General features: G+C 65.9%; 12 protein-coding genes and 1 pseudogene. 8 read left to right on the top strand and 5 right to left on the bottom strand.

Translation table 11 applies throughout. The features are described from left to right. Positions 1 to 8 precede the first annotated feature (8 nt). The 7 genes from B0G74_RS23200 to B0G74_RS23165 all read left to right on the top strand — a co-directional run bounded on the left by B0G74_RS23200 (position 9) and on the right by B0G74_RS23165 (position 10,071). Positions 9 to 665: an urea amidolyase associated protein UAAP2 gene (locus B0G74_RS23200; RefSeq protein WP_132377218.1), complete on the top strand. Its 657-nt coding sequence runs from the start codon at positions 9 to 11 to the stop codon at positions 663 to 665. After that, entirely contained in the window at positions 662 to 4,246 is a 3,585-nt protein-coding gene (locus B0G74_RS23195; RefSeq protein ID WP_132377217.1) for a 5-oxoprolinase/urea amidolyase family protein, read from the top strand. The genes B0G74_RS23200 and B0G74_RS23195 overlap by 4 nt, the downstream gene beginning before the upstream one ends. After that, positions 4,243 to 5,733, top strand: coding sequence for an allophanate hydrolase (gene atzF, locus B0G74_RS23190; protein ID WP_132377216.1), 1,491 nt, complete (start codon positions 4,243 to 4,245; stop codon positions 5,731 to 5,733). Before B0G74_RS23195 ends, atzF begins: the two co-directional genes overlap by 4 nt. Next, a complete protein-coding gene (locus tag B0G74_RS23185; RefSeq protein ID WP_132377215.1) occupies positions 5,720 to 6,691 on the top strand; it encodes an ABC transporter permease in 972 nt (323 codons plus the stop codon). Before atzF ends, B0G74_RS23185 begins: the two co-directional genes overlap by 14 nt. A gap of 59 nt (positions 6,692 to 6,750) precedes the next feature. Next, positions 6,751 to 7,665, top strand: coding sequence for an ABC transporter ATP-binding protein (locus tag B0G74_RS23180; protein ID WP_132377214.1), 915 nt, complete (start codon positions 6,751 to 6,753; stop codon positions 7,663 to 7,665). 268 nt (positions 7,666 to 7,933) lie between these two features. Continuing rightward, positions 7,934 to 8,611 carry a heavy metal response regulator transcription factor gene (locus B0G74_RS23170; RefSeq protein WP_132377213.1) on the top strand — a complete coding sequence of 226 codons (678 nt, stop codon included), beginning with the start codon at positions 7,934 to 7,936 and terminating at the stop codon, positions 8,609 to 8,611. Next, positions 8,611 to 10,071 (top strand): heavy metal sensor histidine kinase, encoded by a 1,461-nt coding sequence (locus B0G74_RS23165; RefSeq protein ID WP_132377212.1) that lies wholly within the window; start codon positions 8,611 to 8,613, stop codon positions 10,069 to 10,071. Before B0G74_RS23170 ends, B0G74_RS23165 begins: the two co-directional genes overlap by 1 nt. Before the next feature lie 14 nt (positions 10,072 to 10,085). Here B0G74_RS23165 and B0G74_RS23160 read toward each other — a convergent pair whose 3' ends face one another. From B0G74_RS23160 to B0G74_RS23150, 3 genes and pseudogenes are all read right to left on the bottom strand, one after another. Further along, on the bottom strand, positions 10,086 to 11,558 hold the full coding sequence (locus tag B0G74_RS23160) for an efflux transporter outer membrane subunit (RefSeq protein ID WP_132377211.1): 1,473 nt from the start codon (positions 11,556 to 11,558) through the stop codon (positions 10,086 to 10,088). A 32-nt stretch (positions 11,559 to 11,590) separates the two neighbouring features. Beyond that, positions 11,591 to 12,907: an efflux RND transporter periplasmic adaptor subunit gene (locus tag B0G74_RS23155; protein ID WP_132377210.1), complete on the bottom strand. Its 1,317-nt coding sequence runs from the start codon at positions 12,905 to 12,907 to the stop codon at positions 11,591 to 11,593. 19 nt (positions 12,908 to 12,926) lie between these two features. Beyond that, positions 12,927 to 16,177, bottom strand: a pseudogene (locus B0G74_RS23150) (efflux RND transporter permease subunit). A gap of 303 nt (positions 16,178 to 16,480) precedes the next feature. Between B0G74_RS23150 and B0G74_RS23145 the strand changes: the two are divergent. Next, positions 16,481 to 16,768, top strand: a complete 288-nt coding sequence (locus tag B0G74_RS23145; RefSeq protein WP_132377209.1) for a DUF4148 domain-containing protein — start codon at positions 16,481 to 16,483, stop codon at positions 16,766 to 16,768. A 42-nt stretch (positions 16,769 to 16,810) separates the two neighbouring features. Here B0G74_RS23145 and B0G74_RS45850 read toward each other — a convergent pair whose 3' ends face one another. Together B0G74_RS45850 and B0G74_RS23140 are read right to left on the bottom strand one after the other, a co-directional pair. Continuing rightward, positions 16,811 to 16,981 (bottom strand): hypothetical protein, encoded by a 171-nt coding sequence (locus B0G74_RS45850; protein ID WP_165923918.1) that lies wholly within the window; start codon positions 16,979 to 16,981, stop codon positions 16,811 to 16,813. Positions 16,982 to 17,111: 130 nt separating this feature from the next. Next, complete coding sequence (locus B0G74_RS23140; protein ID WP_132377208.1) at positions 17,112 to 18,257, bottom strand: substrate-binding domain-containing protein; 1,146 nt, start codon at positions 18,255 to 18,257, stop codon at positions 17,112 to 17,114. Between the last annotated feature and the right edge of the window lie 44 nt (positions 18,258 to 18,301).

The raw sequence follows: 18,301 nt of genomic DNA, 5'->3' as shown, positions 1-18,301 counted from the left end.
GACCCGCGATGCCTATCATCGAAAGCAAGCTCGAACTCCGTCATGCGGTCTACGACCTCACGCTGCCTTCCGGCGAACCGTGGCTGCACGAAGTCAAGCGCGGACAGGTGTTCCGCATTCTCGACCTGGAAGGCAATCAGGCGGTCGACACGCTGTTCTATAACAGCGCCGATCCGCTCGAACGCTATAGCGCGCAGGACACGATCCGCGCGCAACGCAATCTTTATCTGTCCGCCGGCAGCGTACTGATGTCCAACCTCGGCAAGCCGATGCTGAGCATCGTGGCCGACACGTGCGGCCGCCACGACACGCTCGGCGGCGCTTGCGCGGCCGAAAGCAACACGGTGCGCTACACGCTCGACAAGCGCTACATGCATAGCTGCCGCGACAGCTTCCTGCATGCGATCACGCATTGCACATGCGGCGTGGGGACGCGGCTCAACAAGCGCGACATCGTCAGCAACATCAACTTCTTCATGAACGTGCCGGTGACGCCGCTCGGCAAACTGACTTTCGAGGACGGCATTTCCGCGCCGGGCAAATACGTCGAGATGCGCGCCGAGATGGATGTCACGGTGCTGATTTCGAACTGCCCGCAGTTGAACAATCCGTGCAACGGCTATAACCCGACGCCCGTGCGACTGACGATATGGGACGCCCAATGAGCTTCCGCAAAGTCCTGATCGCCAATCGCGGCGAGATTGCTTGCCGCGTGATACGCACGCTCAAGCGGCTTGGCATCGCGTCGGTCGCGGTATATTCCGAAGCCGATCGCCACGCCATGCATGTGATGCTCGCCGACGAAGCCGTGTGCATCGGCCCGGCGCTCGCGGCACAGAGCTATCTGAACAGCGCGGCGATTCTCGAAGCGGCGCGCGCGTGCGGCGCCGACGCCGTGCATCCCGGCTACGGTTTTCTGTCCGAGAATGCGGCCTTCGCGCAAGCGTGCGACGACGCGGGGATTCGCTTCATCGGCCCAACGCCCGCGCAGATGCGCGAATTCGGCCTGAAGCACACGGCGCGCGAACTTGCGCGAGCCAACGACGTCGCCTTGCTGCCCGGCACCGCGCTCCTGCCCGACGTGGGCACGGCGTTGCGCGAGGCGGAGGCGATCGGCTATCCGGTAATGTTGAAAAGCACCGCGGGCGGCGGCGGGATCGGCATGTCGCTGTGCCGCGACGCGGTGCAACTGGAGAGCGTGTTTGCGTCGGTCGCGCGGCTCGGCGAGGCGAACTTTGCCAACGCGGGCGTGTACCTCGAAAAGTTCGTGGAAAACGCGCGCCACGTCGAAGTGCAGATTTTCGGCGATGGCCGTGGCGGCGTGATATCGCTCGGCGAACGCGATTGCTCGGTACAGAGGCGCAACCAGAAGGTGATCGAGGAGACCCCCGCGCCTGGACTCACACACGCGGAACGAAGCGCGCTGCATGCGAGCGCCGTGCGGCTCGCCCAGGCGGTGAAGTACAAATCCGCGGGCACCGTGGAGTTCGTTTTCGATGCCGACACGCGCCGTTTCTATTTCCTCGAAGTGAACACGCGATTGCAGGTCGAGCACTGCGTGACGGAGGAAGTCACGGGTATCGATCTGGTCGAGTGGATGATTCGCGAGGCCGCGGGTGAGCTCGCGCCGCTCGACACGCTGGCGCCGGCGCCGCAGGGCGCGAGCATCCAGGTGCGCCTGTATGCGGAAGACCCGCACAAGCAGTTTCAACCAAGCGCGGGCGTGCTGACGCATGTCGCGTTCGCCGCCGACGCGCGGGTCGACACCTGGGTCGATTCCGGCACGGAAATCAGCGCGTTCTACGATCCGTTGCTCGCGAAGCTGATCGTCAAAGGCGAGACGCGCGAGGCGGCGCTTGCCGCGTTGCGTGCCGCGCTCGAACAAACGCAGCTCTACGGTATCGAGACGAATCTCGACTATCTGCGCGCCATAGCCGGCTCGGCGACGTTTGCGCGTGGTGAGCAGACCACCGCGTTCCTGTCGCGCTTCATGTTCGCGCCGCATACGATCGACGTGCTCGACGGCGGCGTGCAGACCACGGTGCAGCAGACGCCGGGGCGCACCGGCTACTGGGACATCGGCGTGCCGCCGTCGGGTCCGATGGACGATCTGTCGTTCCGCCTCGCCAACGAACTGCTCGGCAATCCCGCCGACGCTGCGGGGCTCGAATGCGCGATGGTGGGCGCCACGCTGCGCTTTAACACCGCGACACTCTTCGTGCTGGGTGGCGCGCCGCTTGCCGCCACGCTCGACGGCGAAGCGGTCGTACTCTGGCAGGTCACACGCGCGCCGGCGGGTTCGGTGCTCAAGCTCGGCGGCGTGACGGGCGCGGGCATGCGCGCGTGTCTCGCGCTCAAGGGCGGTCTGCAAGTGCCGGACTATCTGGGCAGCAAGGCGACCTTCACGCTCGGCCAGTTCGGCGGCCACGCGGGGCGCGCATTGCGCAAGGGCGACGTGCTGCATCTCGCCGACGGCGCGGGCTGCGGCGAAGCGGGCGCGCAACTGGATCCGGCGCGGGTGCCGGTGCTGACGCACGACTGGACGCTCGGCGTGCTCGACGGCCCGCACGGCGCGCCCGATTTCTTCACGCCCGAGGACATCGCGATGCTCTACGGCACGCGCTGGACAGTGCACTACAACTCCAGCCGTACAGGTGTGCGCCTGATCGGCCCGAAGCCGCAATGGGCGCGCACGGACGGCGGCGAGGCGGGGCTGCATCCGTCGAATATTCACGACAACGCGTATGCGGTCGGCGCGGTGGATTTCACCGGCGACATGCCCGTGATTCTCGGCCCTGATGGTCCGAGCCTGGGCGGCTTCGTCTGTCCGGTCACCGTGGTGGGCGAGGAGTTGTGGAAGCTCGGTCAACTGCGCCCCGGCGATACGGTGCGCTTCGAACGGGTGCCGGTCCTGGCGGCGGAACGCGTGACGCAGACGAGCGAGCCGGCCATCCTCTATCGCGATCCCGCCGCGGGCGAGGGCACCGGCGTGGTCTATCGCCGCTCCGGCGATCAGAACGTGTTGATCGAATACGGTCCGCTGGTGCTCGACCTGAACCTGCGCTTTCGCGTGCATGCGTTGATGAACTGGCTCGACGCGCACCGCTTGCCGGGCATCGTCGATCTGACGCCGGGCATCCGTTCGCTGCAGGTGCATTTCGACCCGCGCGTGCTGTCGCACGACGCTTTGCTCGCGCATCTGCAGCAGGCCGAGCGCGAGCTGCCCGCGGTGGACGCGATGCGCGTGCCCAACCGCATCGTGCATCTGCCGCTCTCCTGGGACGACCCGTCGACGCGGATCGCGATCGAACGCTACATGCAATCGGTGCGTCCCGACGCGCCGTGGTGCCCGAGCAATATCGAGTTCATTCGCCGCATCAACGGGCTCAATAGCATCGACGACGTGAAGCGCATCGTGTTCGACGCGCGCTACCTGGTCATGGGTCTAGGCGACGTGTATCTCGGCGCGCCGGTCGCCACGCCGCTCGATCCGCGCCACCGGCTCGTCACCACCAAATACAACCCGGCGCGCACCTGGACGCCGGAGAACGCGGTGGGCATCGGCGGTGCGTATCTGTGCGTGTACGGCATGGAAGGGCCGGGCGGCTATCAGTTCGTCGGCCGCACCGTGCAGATGTGGAACCGCTATCGCACGACGCGCGAGTTCGAGGCGGGCAAGCCATGGCTGCTGCGCTTCTTCGATGAGATCCGTTTCTACGAAGTCAGCGAGGCCGAACTGGCCGAGCTGCGCACGGATTTCATCGCGGGCCGCGCGAGCCTGAAGATCGAGGAGTCCGTGTTCGACCTCGGCGCGTACAACCGCTTCCTGAAGGACGAAGCCGAGTCGATCGCAACCTTCAAAGGCGCGCAGCAAGCCGCCTTCGACGCGGAACGCGAGCGCTGGAACGCGGCGGGACATGCCGAGTACGTCGGCGAAACGGATGGCGATGCCGCCGCCGGCAACCCGGCGAACGACGCGCTTGCGGCCGGCCAGCAAGGCATCGTCGCCGACGTGTCGGGCAGCGTCTGGAAGCTGCTGGTCGGCCAAGGCGAACGGGTGAGCGACGGGCAAGTGGTCGCGATCGTCGAGTCGATGAAGATGGAAATCTCCGTCACCGCGATCGGCGACGGCGTGATCGAAACGATCGACTGCGCGGAGGGCGCGGCGGTCGTCGCGGGTCAACGCTTGATGGCAATGCGCGCCGGCATTGCAGCCGACGCCGCCGAGGAGGCTACGTGCAAATGAAATCACCCGACGATCTGTTCCCGTCCATGTCGATCGCCGCGCTGCGGGCGCGCTACCGCGCCGGCAGTCTCACGCCCGCGCAACTGGTGGACGCGATTGCCGCCCGCACCTCGGGCGACGACCCGCATCACGCGTGGATCCGCCCGTTGAGCCGCGCTGAGATGATGCATTACGCCGATGCGCTCGAAGGCCGTGACATGCACACGCTGCCGCTCTACGGCGTGCCGTTCGCCATCAAGGACAACATCGATCTGGCGGGGATTCCGACCACCGCCGCGTGTCCCGCCTATGCGTACACGCCCATGGCCAGCGCACCGGTGGTCGCGCGCCTGATCGCCGCCGGCGCGATTCCGATCGGCAAGACCAATCTCGACCAGTTCGCCACCGGCTTGTCCGGCCAGCGCTCGCCGCACGGCGCGTGCCGCAACGCGCTCGATCGGCGTTACGCGTCGGGCGGTTCGAGTTCCGGCTCGGCGGTATCGGTCGCGCTCGGGCTGGCGGCGTTTTCGCTGGGCACCGACACGGCCGGATCGGGACGCGTGCCCGCGGCATTCCACGGCCTGATCGGGCTGAAGCCGACCAAGGGCGTGTTGAGCACGCTCGGCGTGGTGCCGGCGTGCAAATCACTCGACTGCGTGTCGATCTTCGCGCGCTCGGCGAACGACGCGCAGTGCGTGTTCGACGCCGCGCGCGGCGTGACGGCGGACGACCCCTATGCGCGCGAATTCCAGCCGCCGCAGACATCCGCACCGCTTGCCACGCAAGCGTCGCTGCGCGGTGTGCGCTTCGGCGTGCCGCGCGCGAGCCAGCTCGAATTTTTCGGCGACGCCTCGTACGCGCACGCTTTCGACGCCGCGCTGACGTGCTTGCGTGCGGCCGGCGCCGAACTGATCGAAATCGACTTCGAGCCGTTCCTCGCCACCGCGCGGCTGCTCTACGAAGGGCCGTGGGTGGCGGAGCGGCTCGCGGCGATCCGCGAGTTCGTCGACACGCAGCCCGACGCGCTGCATCCGGTGATCCGCGAGATTATCGGCGGCGCGGCGCGCTGGAGCGCGGCCGATGCGTTCGCCGCCTTCGACCGCCTCGCGTTCCTGCGCATGCAGGCCGCCGACGTCTGGCAGCGGATCGACGCCATCGTCACGCCGACCTCGGCGACGACCGCCACCGTCGACGAACTGGAAGCGGACCCGATCCGGGTGAATTCGCGCTTCGGCTACTACACGAACTTCGTCAACCTGCTCGACCTGTCCGCGCTGGCAGTGCCGGCCGGCGTCTGCACGGTCGGCAAACACGCGGGCCTGCCGTTCGGCGTGACCTTCGTCGCGCGCGCGCACGAGGACGCCATGCTGCTCGATCTGGCGCGTGCGTGGCTCGACGAAAGCAACGAGAACGACGAAATCGACAAAATCGACGAAAGGGCCGCGGTCCCGACGTCAGCCCACGACGCAACCGCAGTCCGCCCCGGAGAATCACATGGCCGTCATTGACAGAACCGAATGGTTCGCGGTGCGCCGCGAACTCTCCGTGCGCGGCAAATGGCTGTTGGGCGCGGGCTCGTTTCTGCTGCCGCTTCTCGTCTGGTGTCTGGTCAGCTACGTGCCGATCATCTGGCATCCGCAGGTGCTGATCGACAGCCCGGGCAGCGTCGACTATTTCCAGCCGGGCATGCGCGTCGACAAGGAGGTGTTCGCCGACGAACTCGCCCACGCGCGCGAGGCCCATACGGCGTTGCCGGCAGGCGAGCCGGTCAACCCGGTGTATCTGCCCGCGCCGCATGAAGTGCTGCGCGCGTTCTACACCGCGTTTACCACGCCGCCCGCATCGCGCGATGGCGTGTGGCTGCATCAGAGCCTGTGGCACAGCATTCAGGTGATTTTCTGGGGCTTCGTGCTGTCGTCGGTGATCGGCGTGCCGATCGGCATCGTGTGCGGCACGTACAGCGCGATCGCCCGCCTGCAGGAGCCGTTCTTCGAGTTCTTCCGCTACTTGCCGGCGCCCGCGTTCGGCGCCTTGATGGTGGCGATCCTCGGCATTTACGACGGCCCGAAGATCGCGATCATCGTGATCGGCACGTTGTTCCAGCAGGTGCTGATCGTGGCCAACACCACCCGCAAGCTCGAGTACGGCCTGTTCGAAGCCGCCATGACGCTCGGCACGAAGAAGCTCAAGCTGCTCACCCACGTGGTGATTCCCGGCATTCTGCCCGACCTGTACCGCGACCAGCGAATTCTGCTCGGCTGGGCGTGGACCTACCTGATCGTGGCGGAACTGGTCGGCACCAGTTCCGGCATCACCTGGTACATCACGCAGCAGGCGCGCTACGAGCACTTCGACAACGTCTACGCGGCGATCATGATGATCGGCATCATCGGGCTCGGCACCGATCTCGTGCTGGCCTTGCTCGGCCGCAAGCTGTTCCCGTGGGACCGCACGCTCAAGGCGTAGTGGACGGCTTCGTGACACGGCCTATTGCAAGCACAGCACCGCATTCAAAGGATTCCATCATGTTAAATCCGCAACCGATTCCGTCGTACCTGATCCAGTCCGAAGCGGTACGCGAGCGTTTCGACCGCCTGAAATCGCGCGAGGTGATTCTGGAGGTGCGCGATCTCGGCAAGCGCTTCGAGACGCCGCAAGGCGAGCGCACGGCGCTCGACGGCATCAGCTTCAAGACGCACCGGCGCGAGTTCGTCTGCGTGATCGGACCGTCGGGCTGCGGCAAGTCCACGCTGATCCGCATTCTCGCCGGGCTGGAGCGGCAGACGAGCGGCAGCGTGCTGCTCGACGACAAGCCCGTGCAGGGGCCGGGTGCCGACCGCGGCATGGTGTTTCAGGGCTACACGCTGTTTCCGTGGCTCACGGTCAAGAAGAACGTCATGTTCGGTCTGAAGATGAACGGCCACAGCACCCTGCATGCGGAACGCGAAGCGCTGCAATGGCTCGATCTGGTCGGCCTGACGAAATTCGCCAATGCCTATCCGCATCAGTTGTCGGGCGGCATGAAGCAGCGCGTGGCGATTGCCCGCGCGCTCGCCAACCGGCCGCGCATTCTGCTGATGGACGAACCCTTCGGCGCGCTCGACGCGCAAACGCGCGCGAAGATGCAGACGCACCTGCTCGATATCTGGCGCAACATCGACGTGACCGTGCTGTTCATCACGCACGATCTGGACGAGGCGATTTTTCTCGCCGACCGTATCCTGGTCCTGAAGGCGAATCCCGGCGAGGTGCAGGAGCTGATCGAAGTGCCGGTGTCGCGGCCGCGCGATTATTCGCAGGTCACGTCGCCCGAGTTTCTGGCGACCAAGGCGCGGCTCGAGGCCTTGATCCATCCGCCCACGGACACCCATGACGACGAGGACGACGTCGTCAAACCGCACATGATCCGTATGACCGATGTCGCGGACAACGTCGAATAGGTTGCAACCCTCGCGGCGGTGCCGCCGTTACACCGCGTTGCAGCGGGCGGCGCGCGGCCTGTTCGGCCGGGTGAAGAAACTACGGTATGCCGGTGCTGCGGCGCCGCATGCGGGGGAAACAGGCTGGGCTCTGGCGCCGACCATGCAGGGTTCGTCGCAAACGGCTGGCGCGCATCCGGAGTGAGCGCGTGAACATTACCGGATCGTAATCACCCGCCGGAGTGCTTGACGGTATGATTTCACCGTCAACGCCCACGCGGAGCAACCGATGCGAATCCTGGTGATCGAGGACGAGCTGAAAACAGCGGCCTACCTCAAGAAAGGCCTGGAAGAATCCGGCTATGCGGTCGACGTGGCGAACGACGGCCCGCAAGGGCTGATCCTCGCCCAGGAAGAAGAGTACGACGTGATCGTGCTCGACGTGATGCTGCCCGGCATGGACGGCTGGACCATCGTCAAGACCTTGCGCGCCACGCGCACCACGCCCGTGCTGTTCCTCACCGCGCGCGACGACGTCGACGACCGCGTGCGCGGTCTCGAACTCGGCGCGGACGATTACCTCGTCAAGCCCTTTGCCTTCGTCGAATTGCTGGCGCGCGTGCGCACGTTGGCGCGCCGCGGCCCGCCACGCGAAAGCGAACTGATCAAGGTGGGCGATCTGGAAATGGATGTGAACCGCCGGCGCGTAAAGCGTGGCGGCATGCGCATCGATCTCACGCCGCGCGAATTCTCGCTGTTGCAACTGCTCGCGCGCCGCCAGGGTGAAGTGCTGAGCCGCACGCAGATCGCGTCGTATGTGTGGGACATGAATTTCGACAGCGACACCAATGTGGTCGAAGTGGCGATCCGCCGCCTGCGCACCAAGATCGACGACAACTTTCCCGTCAAGCTGATCCACACCGTGCGCGGCGTGGGCTATGTGCTCGAACTGAAGGACATCGCTTGATGCGCGGCCGTTCGCTTGCCGCGGCGCTTGCGCTGGCGTTCGGCGCGACGACGCTGGCGGTTTTCGTGCTCGTCGGCAGCTTTCTGTATGTCGCGCTCGAAAAGCAGATCAAGGCGCAGGACAATCTCGACATCGTGCTCGCCGCGCGCCACGCGCGGCGGCTCGCCGAAGAACTGGATTCCGCGCAGGGCATTCGCGAGCACAGCGAGCGCTTGACCAGCATCGTGCTCGGCAACGAAGCCATGTCGATGGAAGTGTTCGATCCCGACGGCACGCGGGCGATCGAACACAACATCGCCGGCGCGCTCGCCGTGCCGGATGCGGCAAGCGGCGCCGCGACCATTGCGGCATTGCCGCCGCTCGCGCGGGTTGCCGCGACGGCGCGCATCACCGAGACGGATATCGGCGACTGGACCGGCCGCGGCGGCGCGCCGATCCGCGGCATTCTCACGGACGCGCGGCTGCGTAACGGCGACACGGCGAGCGTGCTGGTGGCGCGCAACATGAGCGACCGCTGGCTCCTGCTGGACCGTTACCGCGACAAGCTCAACATGGCGGGCGTGGCGGGCGTGGCGCTGGCCATGCTGCTCGGCTACCTGCTGATTCGTGCGGCGCTGCGGCCGTTGCGCGATATCGCGGCGAGCGCGAGCCTCGTCACGGTGAATCGCCTCGATACGCGGATCGCGGTGGCGCGCGTGCCGAGAGAACTCGAGACGCTGGTGGCCTCGCTGAACGCGATGCTCGAGCGCGTCGAGCATGGTTTCCAGCGTCTGTCGCGTTTCACCGCCGACCTCGCGCACGACATGCGCACGCCGCTCAGCAACATGCGCGGCGCCGCTGAAGTCGCGCTCGCCCGGCCGCGCTCCGTCGATGAATACGAGTCGCTACTCGCCTCGAATCTGGAAGAGTGCGACCGGCTCTCGCGAATGATCGAGAGCGTGCTGTTTCTGGCGCGCGCCGAGCATCCGCAGTTCGTCAAACAACTGCGCGAATTCGACGCGGGGCAGGAGTTGACCCATATCGCCGACTACTTCGAAGGCATTGCCGAAGAGGCGAATGTGCGCGTGCGCGTGAACGGCGCGGCCAGCGTGACGGCGGATCTCGAACTGTTCCGCCGCGCCGTGAGCAATCTGCTCGCCAACGCCATTCGCTATACGCCGCAGGGCGGCGAGATCGTGCTGGACGCGAGCGCGTCCGCCGACGCGGTGCGCGTGACCGTGGAGAACCAGGGACAGCCGATTCCCGCTGAGCATCTCGAACGGATTTTCGACCGCTTCTATCGGGTCGATCCGTCGCGCAGTTCGCTGCCGTCGGCGGGGTTGTCGCAAGGGTCCACGGGGTCGACGGGACTCGGGCTTGCCATCGTGCGCACCATCATGGAACTGCACGGCGGCTCGGTGCATGCGGAGAGCGATGCGCGCAGTACGCGGTTCGTGCTGAGGTTTCCGCGCGCCAGGTGAGGACGCGCAACCGGTTACACAGTCCCCGCCGCGCTCTGGCTTTCGCCACCCCACGTCCCGCCTAACGCCTTCAGCAACAACACACTCGACTCCAGCTGCCGCTCGGCAATCTGATCCGCGATGCGCTGGTTCGTCAGCGCAATCGTCTGCGCGGTCACCACGTCGAGATAGCTGACCGCGCCCGCGTTGAAGCGGTTCGTCGTGAGCCGCAGCGACAGGTCCGCGGCCGTGGTGGCGCGCTGCTGGCTGGCGGCTTCGTCGGTGAGCGCATGCAAGGCGGACAGGTTGTCCTCGACCTGCTGGAACGCCACCAGCACCGACTGACGATAGTCCGCGACCGCGCCGTCGTATTGCGCCGTGGCGCCATGCAGGCTGGCCTTGCGCTTGCCGCCGTCGAACAGCGTGCCGGCCAGTTGCGGACCGAGCGCCCAGAACAGACTCGGCGCGCTCAGCCACGGCGCGAAAAACGTGCTTTCGAGACCGGCGCTCGCGGACAGCACGAGATCCGGAAAAAACGCCGCATGCGCCACGCCGATCTGCGCATTCGCGGACGCCACGCGCCGTTCGGCGGCGGCGATATCGGGACGCCGTTCCAGCAGTTGCGACGGCACACCAGGTGGAATCGCGGGCGGCGTCGCGGCCGAACCGTTCGGCGGCAGCGTAAAGGTCGACGCCGGCTCGCCGATCAGCGTGGCGATCGCGTGCTGCATCTGTGCGCGCGTCACGTCGATGTCGGTGTCTTGTGTGCGCGTCGCTTCGAGCTGCGTCGTGGCCTGGGCGACGGCGGAGGCATCGATCGCGCCGTCTTTCAGCTGCTGCTGCAACAGCTTCAACGCGGCGGCGTAGGCGCTCACGCTGTCGTCGAGCAGCTTCTTCTGCGTATCGAGCGAGCGTAGTGAGAAATAGTCGACGGCCAGATCGGCGCTCATCGACAGGCGCACGCCTTCGAGGTCCGTTTCGCTCGCCTGCGCGTCGGCCTGCGCGCCGTTGACGCTGTCGCGTACCCGTCCGAACAGATCCGGTTCCCAACTCGCGGCCACGCCCGCCGAATAGTCCGGCACGGTCTTGCCCGCGAGCGATCTCCCTTCGACGTTCTGCGAGGTCCGGAAGCGCTCCTGCGCGACACCGGCGGTGATGGTCGGGAAGAATCCGGCACGCTGATAGTCCACCATCGAGCGCGCCTGCTGAACCTGCGCGACGGCCTTGCGCACGGTCTGGTTCGACACGTCGATGCGCGCCTCGAGCTGGTTCAGCACGGGATCGTTGAAGAGCGTCCACCAAGGGCCGCGCGGCGCGGCGTCGGCCGGCGCGGCCTGCGCCCAGCCGGGTGCGGCGCCCGCATGCACGGCGCCCGCGTAATGCGCCGGAATGTCGGCGCTCGGGCGCTGGTAGGGCGGCAAGGTCGAGCACGCGCTGAGCAGCGCGCCGATCAGCGTGGCCGCCAGCGCGCGGCGCGGCAGCGGCCTTGAAAGAGACAGGGAAAACATCGGCAAATCCTTTCTGTGACGTGACGAGGCACTCAGCTGTGCATGGCCGGCATGATCTGCACCATCTGGCCGGTGGCGAGCGAATCGCCGGGGTTGTCGATCACGCGATCGGTGGCGGCGAGTCCCGTCGTGATTTCCACGTGCGTGCCGAAATCGCGGCCGATGTGCACGGTCTTGAGCAGCGCCCGCCCGTTGCTGTCGACCACGGCGACCGTCACGCCGTCCGGCCGGAACAGCAGGGCGCTGACGGGCAGATCGAGCGCCGGTGTGGTCGATTGCAACTGCAGATGCACCTGCGTGTAAGCGCCGGGCATCAGCGCGCCGTCCTTGTTGTCGACGTCGACCTCGACGCGCAGCGTGCGGCTCGTCGGATCGATCGAGCCGGTGCTGCGCGCCACCTTCGCCGCGATGCGACGGCCCGGATACTGCTGGGCGGTCAGATACGCGCCGGTGGCCGGCGTGACGTACGGCGCGTCGTTCTGCGGCACGTCGACGAACACGCGCAGCACGCCGTTCTGCTGGATATGGAACAGCTCGCCCGACATGCCCGCGGTGCCGGGCGTGCCGCCCGCCGTCACCAGCGCGCCGACGTCGACGTTGCGCGCGGTGATCACACCGTCGAACGGGGCGGTGATCTTCTCGTACGAAACCAGCTCGGCGAGATGCGCGACATTGGCCTGCGCCGACGCCAGCATCGCGCGGCGCGCTTGCATGTCGCTGACCTTCATGTCCGTGTCCTGTTGCGCGACCGATTGAGTCTTCAACATCTCCTGCCAGCGCTGCGCGGTGGTCTTCGCGAAGTCGAAATTAGCCTGCGCGGTGGCTTCGTCGGCGCGGGCCTGGCGCAGTTGCGCGTCCAGATCCGGGGCTTCGATCGTCGCGAGGGTCTGGCCGCTTTTCACCTGCGCGCCGATGTCGGTGTTCCAGTGCGCGAGGTAGCCGCTCGTGCGCGCGTAGATCGAGGCTTCGGCAAATGGCGTGACGGCGCCCGGCAGCAGCAGTTCGTTGACGGCCGGCGCGGCGCGCGGTGCGACCACCGACACGCTGAGCATGCTTTGCGCCTGTGTTTGCTGCGTGAGCGCGGCGCTTGCATGCAGACGCGGCACGATGCCGACGATCAGCAAGGCCACTGCAAGACCGCTCAGCGCGAACGGCCAGAGACGGCGGCGCGGTTTGACGGTGGGGTCGCGGTGGGACGTGGGGTCGGCGGCGTGCATGCTTTCGTTGCCGCTTGCAGGCTGAGCGGCCGCGCCGGCTTGCGCAGCGCCAGCGGTGTGAGCGGTGCCGGCGGTTGCCACGCCCGTGGTTGCCTGCTTACCCGACTCCGGCGGAAGTGATGAATCGTTCATGGGATAGGTCTCGTCGAAATCAAAGAGTGCGGGCCGGGACGGCGGATTCGTGTTTTTCGCTGCGAGCCGCGCGGCGTTTGTCGAGCCACGCATGCACCATCCCGTAGACGACGGGGACGAACAGCAAGGTCGACACCGTGCCGAGCGCGAGGCCGCCGATCACGGCGCGGCCGAGCGGCGCGTTCTGTTCGCCGCCGTCGCCGAGGCCGAGCGCCATCGGCAGCATGCCGATCAGCATGGCGAGCGCCGTCATCAGCACCGGACGGAAGCGGCTGAAGCCGGCTTCGAGCGCGGCTGCGAGCGGCGGCTGGCCGCCGTGGTGGAATTCGCGCGCGGTGTTGATGACGAGAATGCTGTTGGCCGTGGCAATGCCGATGCACAGAATGGTGCCGGTGAGCGCCGGCACGCTCAGGCGGGTGCCGGTGCTGAACAGCATCCACGCGATGCCCGCGAGCGAGCCCGGCAAGCCGCTGATGATGATGAACGGATCGAGCCACGACTGGAAATTGACCACCATCAGCAGATAGACGAGGCCGATGGCGAACACGAGGCCGCTCGCGAGGCCGCTGAACGAATCGTGCATGGCCTGCACCTGGCCGCGTACGACGATGGACGCGCCCGGCGGCAATTGCGGCCGGATCTGATCGACGAGCCGGTTCACGTCCGCCGCCACGCCGCCGAGATCGCGCCCTTGCGCCGACGCGAAGATATCGAGCACCGGCTGCACGTTGTAGTGCGAGACGACGGCTTGCTGCGTGCCGCGTGTCAGCGTGCTCAACGCGCCGAGCAGGTTCTGCGGCGCGGGACCGGCGCCGCCCGCCGAGGCCGAGGCCGCTGCCGTCGTCGCGCCGGAGCTGCCGCCGCTCTGCGCGACCGGAATATTGGCGAGCGCCTGCAGCGAGTTGACGTCGTACTGCGGCATCATCGCCATCAGCGGATAGCTCACGCCGTTGCGCGGATCGAGCCAGAAATTCGGCGAAGTCTGCGAACTGCCGGAGAGCGCGATCAGCAGATTCTGCGACACGTCGCGTTGCAGCAGGCCGGCCTGAATCGCCCGGGTGCGGTCGACATTGACGTTGATCGCGGGCGCGTCGCCGGGCTGTTGAATGCGCGCATCGACGAGGCCGCGCACGCCGCGCAGTTGCGCGAGCAGGCGGTTCGCCACCACGCGGTTGGCATCGAGCTTGTTGCCGACGATCTGGATGTCGATCGGCGCGGGCAGGCCGAAGTTGAGAATCTGGCTGACGATGTCGGCCGGCAGGAAGGCAAACGTGACGCCGGGGAAGTCTTTCGTCAGCGTGGTGCGCAGCGTCGCCACGTATTGCGCGGTCGGCTTGTGTTTCGGCGCGAGCGTGATCATCACGTCGGCATCTTCGGAGCCGATCGGGTCCGACGAGTCGTAAGTCAGATTGATGCCGCTCACCGGCACGCCGATGTTGTCCAGCATCGCCGATAGTTCCTGCTTCGGGATCACGTCGCGCACGCGGGCTTCGACCTGGTCGGTAATGCTCGCGGTGTCCTCGATCCGCGTGCCGGTCGGCGCGCGCAGATGCAGGCGGATTTCGCCGGTATCCACCGCCGGGGAAAAAAGTCGCGCCCGGTGAACGGCACCAGCGCAAGCGAGCCGATGCAAAGCAGCAGAAAGATCGCGATGAAGCGGCGCGGACTCGCTATCGCCGCGCCTAGCACGCCGCGATAGCGTTCACGCAGCCGCTCGAAGCGCTTCTCGAAGCCGGTCTGAAAGCGGATCAGGCACGCAATCGGACCGTTGCCGGTGACCGGCGCGTTGCTGCGCGCGCGCATCAGATACATCGCGAGGGTCGGCACCAGCGTGCGCGAGAAAAAGTACGACGCGATCATCGCGAACACCACCGCTTCGGCGAGCGGCACGAACAGATAGCGGGCCACGCCGGAGAGCAGGAACATCGGCACGAATACGATGCAGATCGACAGCGTCGAGACGAAAGTCGGCACGGCGATTTCGCCGGAGCCGTTCAGGATCGCGTCGTGCAACGGCTCGCCGTTCTCCAGATGATGCGTGATGTTTTCGATGGCGACCGTGGCGTCGTCGACGAGAATCCCCACGGCGAGCGCAAGGCCGCCGAGCGTCATGATGTTGATGGTCTGGCCGAGCGCGGACAGCGCGATCAGCGAGGTCAGCACGGCGAGCGGAATCGATACCGCGATGATCAGCGTGGCGCGCCAGCTGCCGAGAAAGAGCAGGATCATCAAGGCGGTGAGGGCGGCGGCGATCAGCGCCTCGCGCGCCACGCCCATCACGGCCGACTTCACGAACACGGATTGATCGGACAGCGCGGTGATGTGCAGCGCGCTCGGCAGGCCGGCGGCGATATGCGGCAGCATCGCCTTGACCTGCTGGATGATCGTGAGGGTCGAGGTGCTGCCGGATTTTTCGATGGTCAGGAGCGCCGCGCGTTTGCCGTCGCTGCGCACGATGTTGGTTTGCGGCGCGTAGCCGTCGCGCACGTGGGCGACGTCGCGCACGTACACCACGCCGCCGGCGACCGTCTTGATCGGCAGATCGTTGAGCGCGGCCACCGTGTCGGTGCTGCCGTTCATCTGCACGTTGTATTCCTTCGTGCCGATCTTCGCCGTGCCGCCCGGCAGGATCAGGTTCTGCGCGTTGACCGCGTTGACCACGTCGAGCGGCGCGAGTCCCTTGGCCTGCAGCGCGCGCGGATCGATATCCACCATGATCTGCCGCACCTTGCCGCCGAACGGCAACGGCACCGACGCGCCTTGCACCGTCGCCAGTTGCGTGCGGATCTGGCTATTGCCGAGATCGTAGAGTTGCTGTTCGGAGAGCGTGTTGCTGGACAGGCCGAGTTGCAGGATCGGCACCGTCGACGCGTTATACGTGATGATGTTCGGCGGCAATGTGCCCGGCGGCAGCACGCGCAGGATCGACGCCGAATTGGAAGCCGCCTCGGCAATCGCACGATTGATGTCCGCGCCCGGATGAAAAAAGATCTTCACCACGGAGACGCCGTTCAGCGATTGCGACTCGATGTGCTCGATATCGTCGACGTCCGAGGTGAGCGCGCGCTCGTAGTTCGACGTGATGCGGTTCGCCATGTCCTGGGCGGAGAAACCGTTAAAGCTCCAGACGATGCTGACCACCGGAATATCGATGTTCGGAAAGATATCGGTTGGCGTGCGCAGTATCGCCAGCGGGCCGACGATAAAGATCAGCACGGCGAGGACCACGAAGGTATAAGGGCGGCGCAGCGCGAGCCTAACTATCCACATGACGGATTCCTGAAAAAAGGCCGATGGAGGCACGCGTCGATGCAGTGCTGCGGGGGGCGCGTGACGCGGGCTTCGTGATTCAGGAGTGTGGCGTGGCGGCGCTGACGGGCTGCCGTCGGCTAGATTACCGTTCTGTTATGTAGGCGCTGATGCGAATGCGCCGGGACGTGGCGTCGCGTGTCTTCAGGCGCGCGTAGATAACAAAACGGTAATCGGCAGGTCAGTGCTTCGACAGGGGAAATGACAAGAATGGCAAGCGTGGTTCAGGCCACGCATTGCTTGCCCCTAACCCGGAGAGACATCATGAAATTGCTTACCGCTGTTGCCGTCACCGCACTTAGCCTGGTGTTCGGCGCGAATGCCTTTGCGCAAACGAGTCCATCTGGGCTGACGCGCGCCGATGTGATGGCGCAGTTGCAGCAGGCACAGGCTGAAGGTTTGGTGCCGTCAAGCAAAAACGACTATCCGCCGTCGGCCACCGAAGTGGCGCGAAATCGGGAGATCTATGCGATTCGGCACGGCACGGATGACGCCGCTGCGGCGCGCACGGCGCAGATGCCGGCAACGCAGGGGGAACCGGCTTCGAATTGAGGTGGGACGGTCCGGTTCCCCGCCGGCGACCGGTTGCTGACGCTACGAACGGTCGCGGTTGCGCGCCCGCGTTGCGCCGGTAATGACCGCGACGCCGAGCAGAATGACCGCCACGATGGCGATCGTATGTTGAGCGACGTGCATGGCCATCAATCCCCAGGACACGCCGCCGATCAGAATGATCCAGCCAACCAGATATATGAGCAGGGTCATCTTTTCTCCTAGTTCGAGTCGACGTAGTAGGTCTATCGAGTAGCAGGATTCGCGCCCGACGCCGGCTGGTCGCGCCGGCGTTCGGAAGCTGAAGGAGAACAGCGCGATGACGAAGTGCGGCTCGCCCGCCTCAACCGCAAGCCGGCGCGGCCTTCTTGCACGCCTCGGCCAGTTGCGGCGGCGGATCTTTCTTGAACACGGTCTTATAAGACTCGAGCACGTTCGACTGAATCACCGGCAACGATTGCACGCCGATCCATGCCGGCGGCGTCTGGCCGATCAGCGCCTTCATCATCGCCATCGCCTCGGCGACGCCTTGATCGTACGGACGCTGCGAGCCGGTGGCCTTCAACGGTCCGCCCTTGGCGATTTCGATCGCGGATTGAAGTCCCAGATCGACCGTCGTCATGGGGATATTCACGCCTTGCGCGCGCATCGACGTGAGCGTATCCAGCGCCGGCTGATCCCAGACGGCGAACAGACCCTTCACGTCAGGATTGCCGGTGAGGAAGTCGCCCGCGATCTGCCCGACTTTGGACGGGTCCGTGAAAGCGACCTGCTTGATCTTGATGTCCGGACGGTTTTTCTTCAGCCAGTCGTTGACGGCCTTGGTCCGCTCCGTCGTGCTGAAGTAATCCACGCCGAAATTCACGAGCCCGACCGTCGCGCCTTGCGGCACGCACGAGGCAAGCACTTTGGCGGCGATCTGGCCGTTGCCTTCGCTGTCCGCCGAGATCATCGCCGAGTATTCCTCCGGATGCTTCAGGCCGGTCGGCACGTTGTCCATGAACACGAGCTTGATGCCGGCCGCGGACACTTTCTTGTAGGTGGCGGCCGTCGCCGTACCGTCGACCGGAATCGAGATGATGCCGTTCGGGTGGCGCTGGATCGTGTTCTCGATATCGGCGATCTGCTTGTCCACCTGATATTCGGCCGACGCCGTGCCGATCACTTCCACGCCGTACTTCTTCAGCGTATCGGTGATGCCCGCCACCTGCAGTTGCGACCAGTCGAGATTCATGGTCTGCATCGAAATGCCGACCTTGAACTTGCCGGCTTTGATCTTGGCGATGTCGGCGTCGGTCAGCTTCACGGCATCCACCGAGGCGGCTTTTTCGCCGTTCGGTCCTTGCCCGACAATCGTCTTCGGTCCGATCGATCCCGCAGGCAGGCTGGTTACGCATTGCGCGTAAGCGCCCGAGGAAGCCAGACAAGCGGCGGCGGCCGCCGCCACGACACTGGCTAACGCTATTCTTGAGCCACGACGTTGTTTCATGTTTCTCCTCCGTTGGTCTTCATGTCTGTGCTTCGCGTCTTCAC

The sequence above is a fragment of the Paraburkholderia sp. BL9I2N2 genome, assembly GCF_004339745.1.
Lineage (GTDB): Bacteria > Pseudomonadota > Gammaproteobacteria > Burkholderiales > Burkholderiaceae > Paraburkholderia.
The sequence above is the reverse complement of the archived record's forward strand: the minus strand, read 5'-3'. Positions and strand labels throughout refer to the sequence as shown.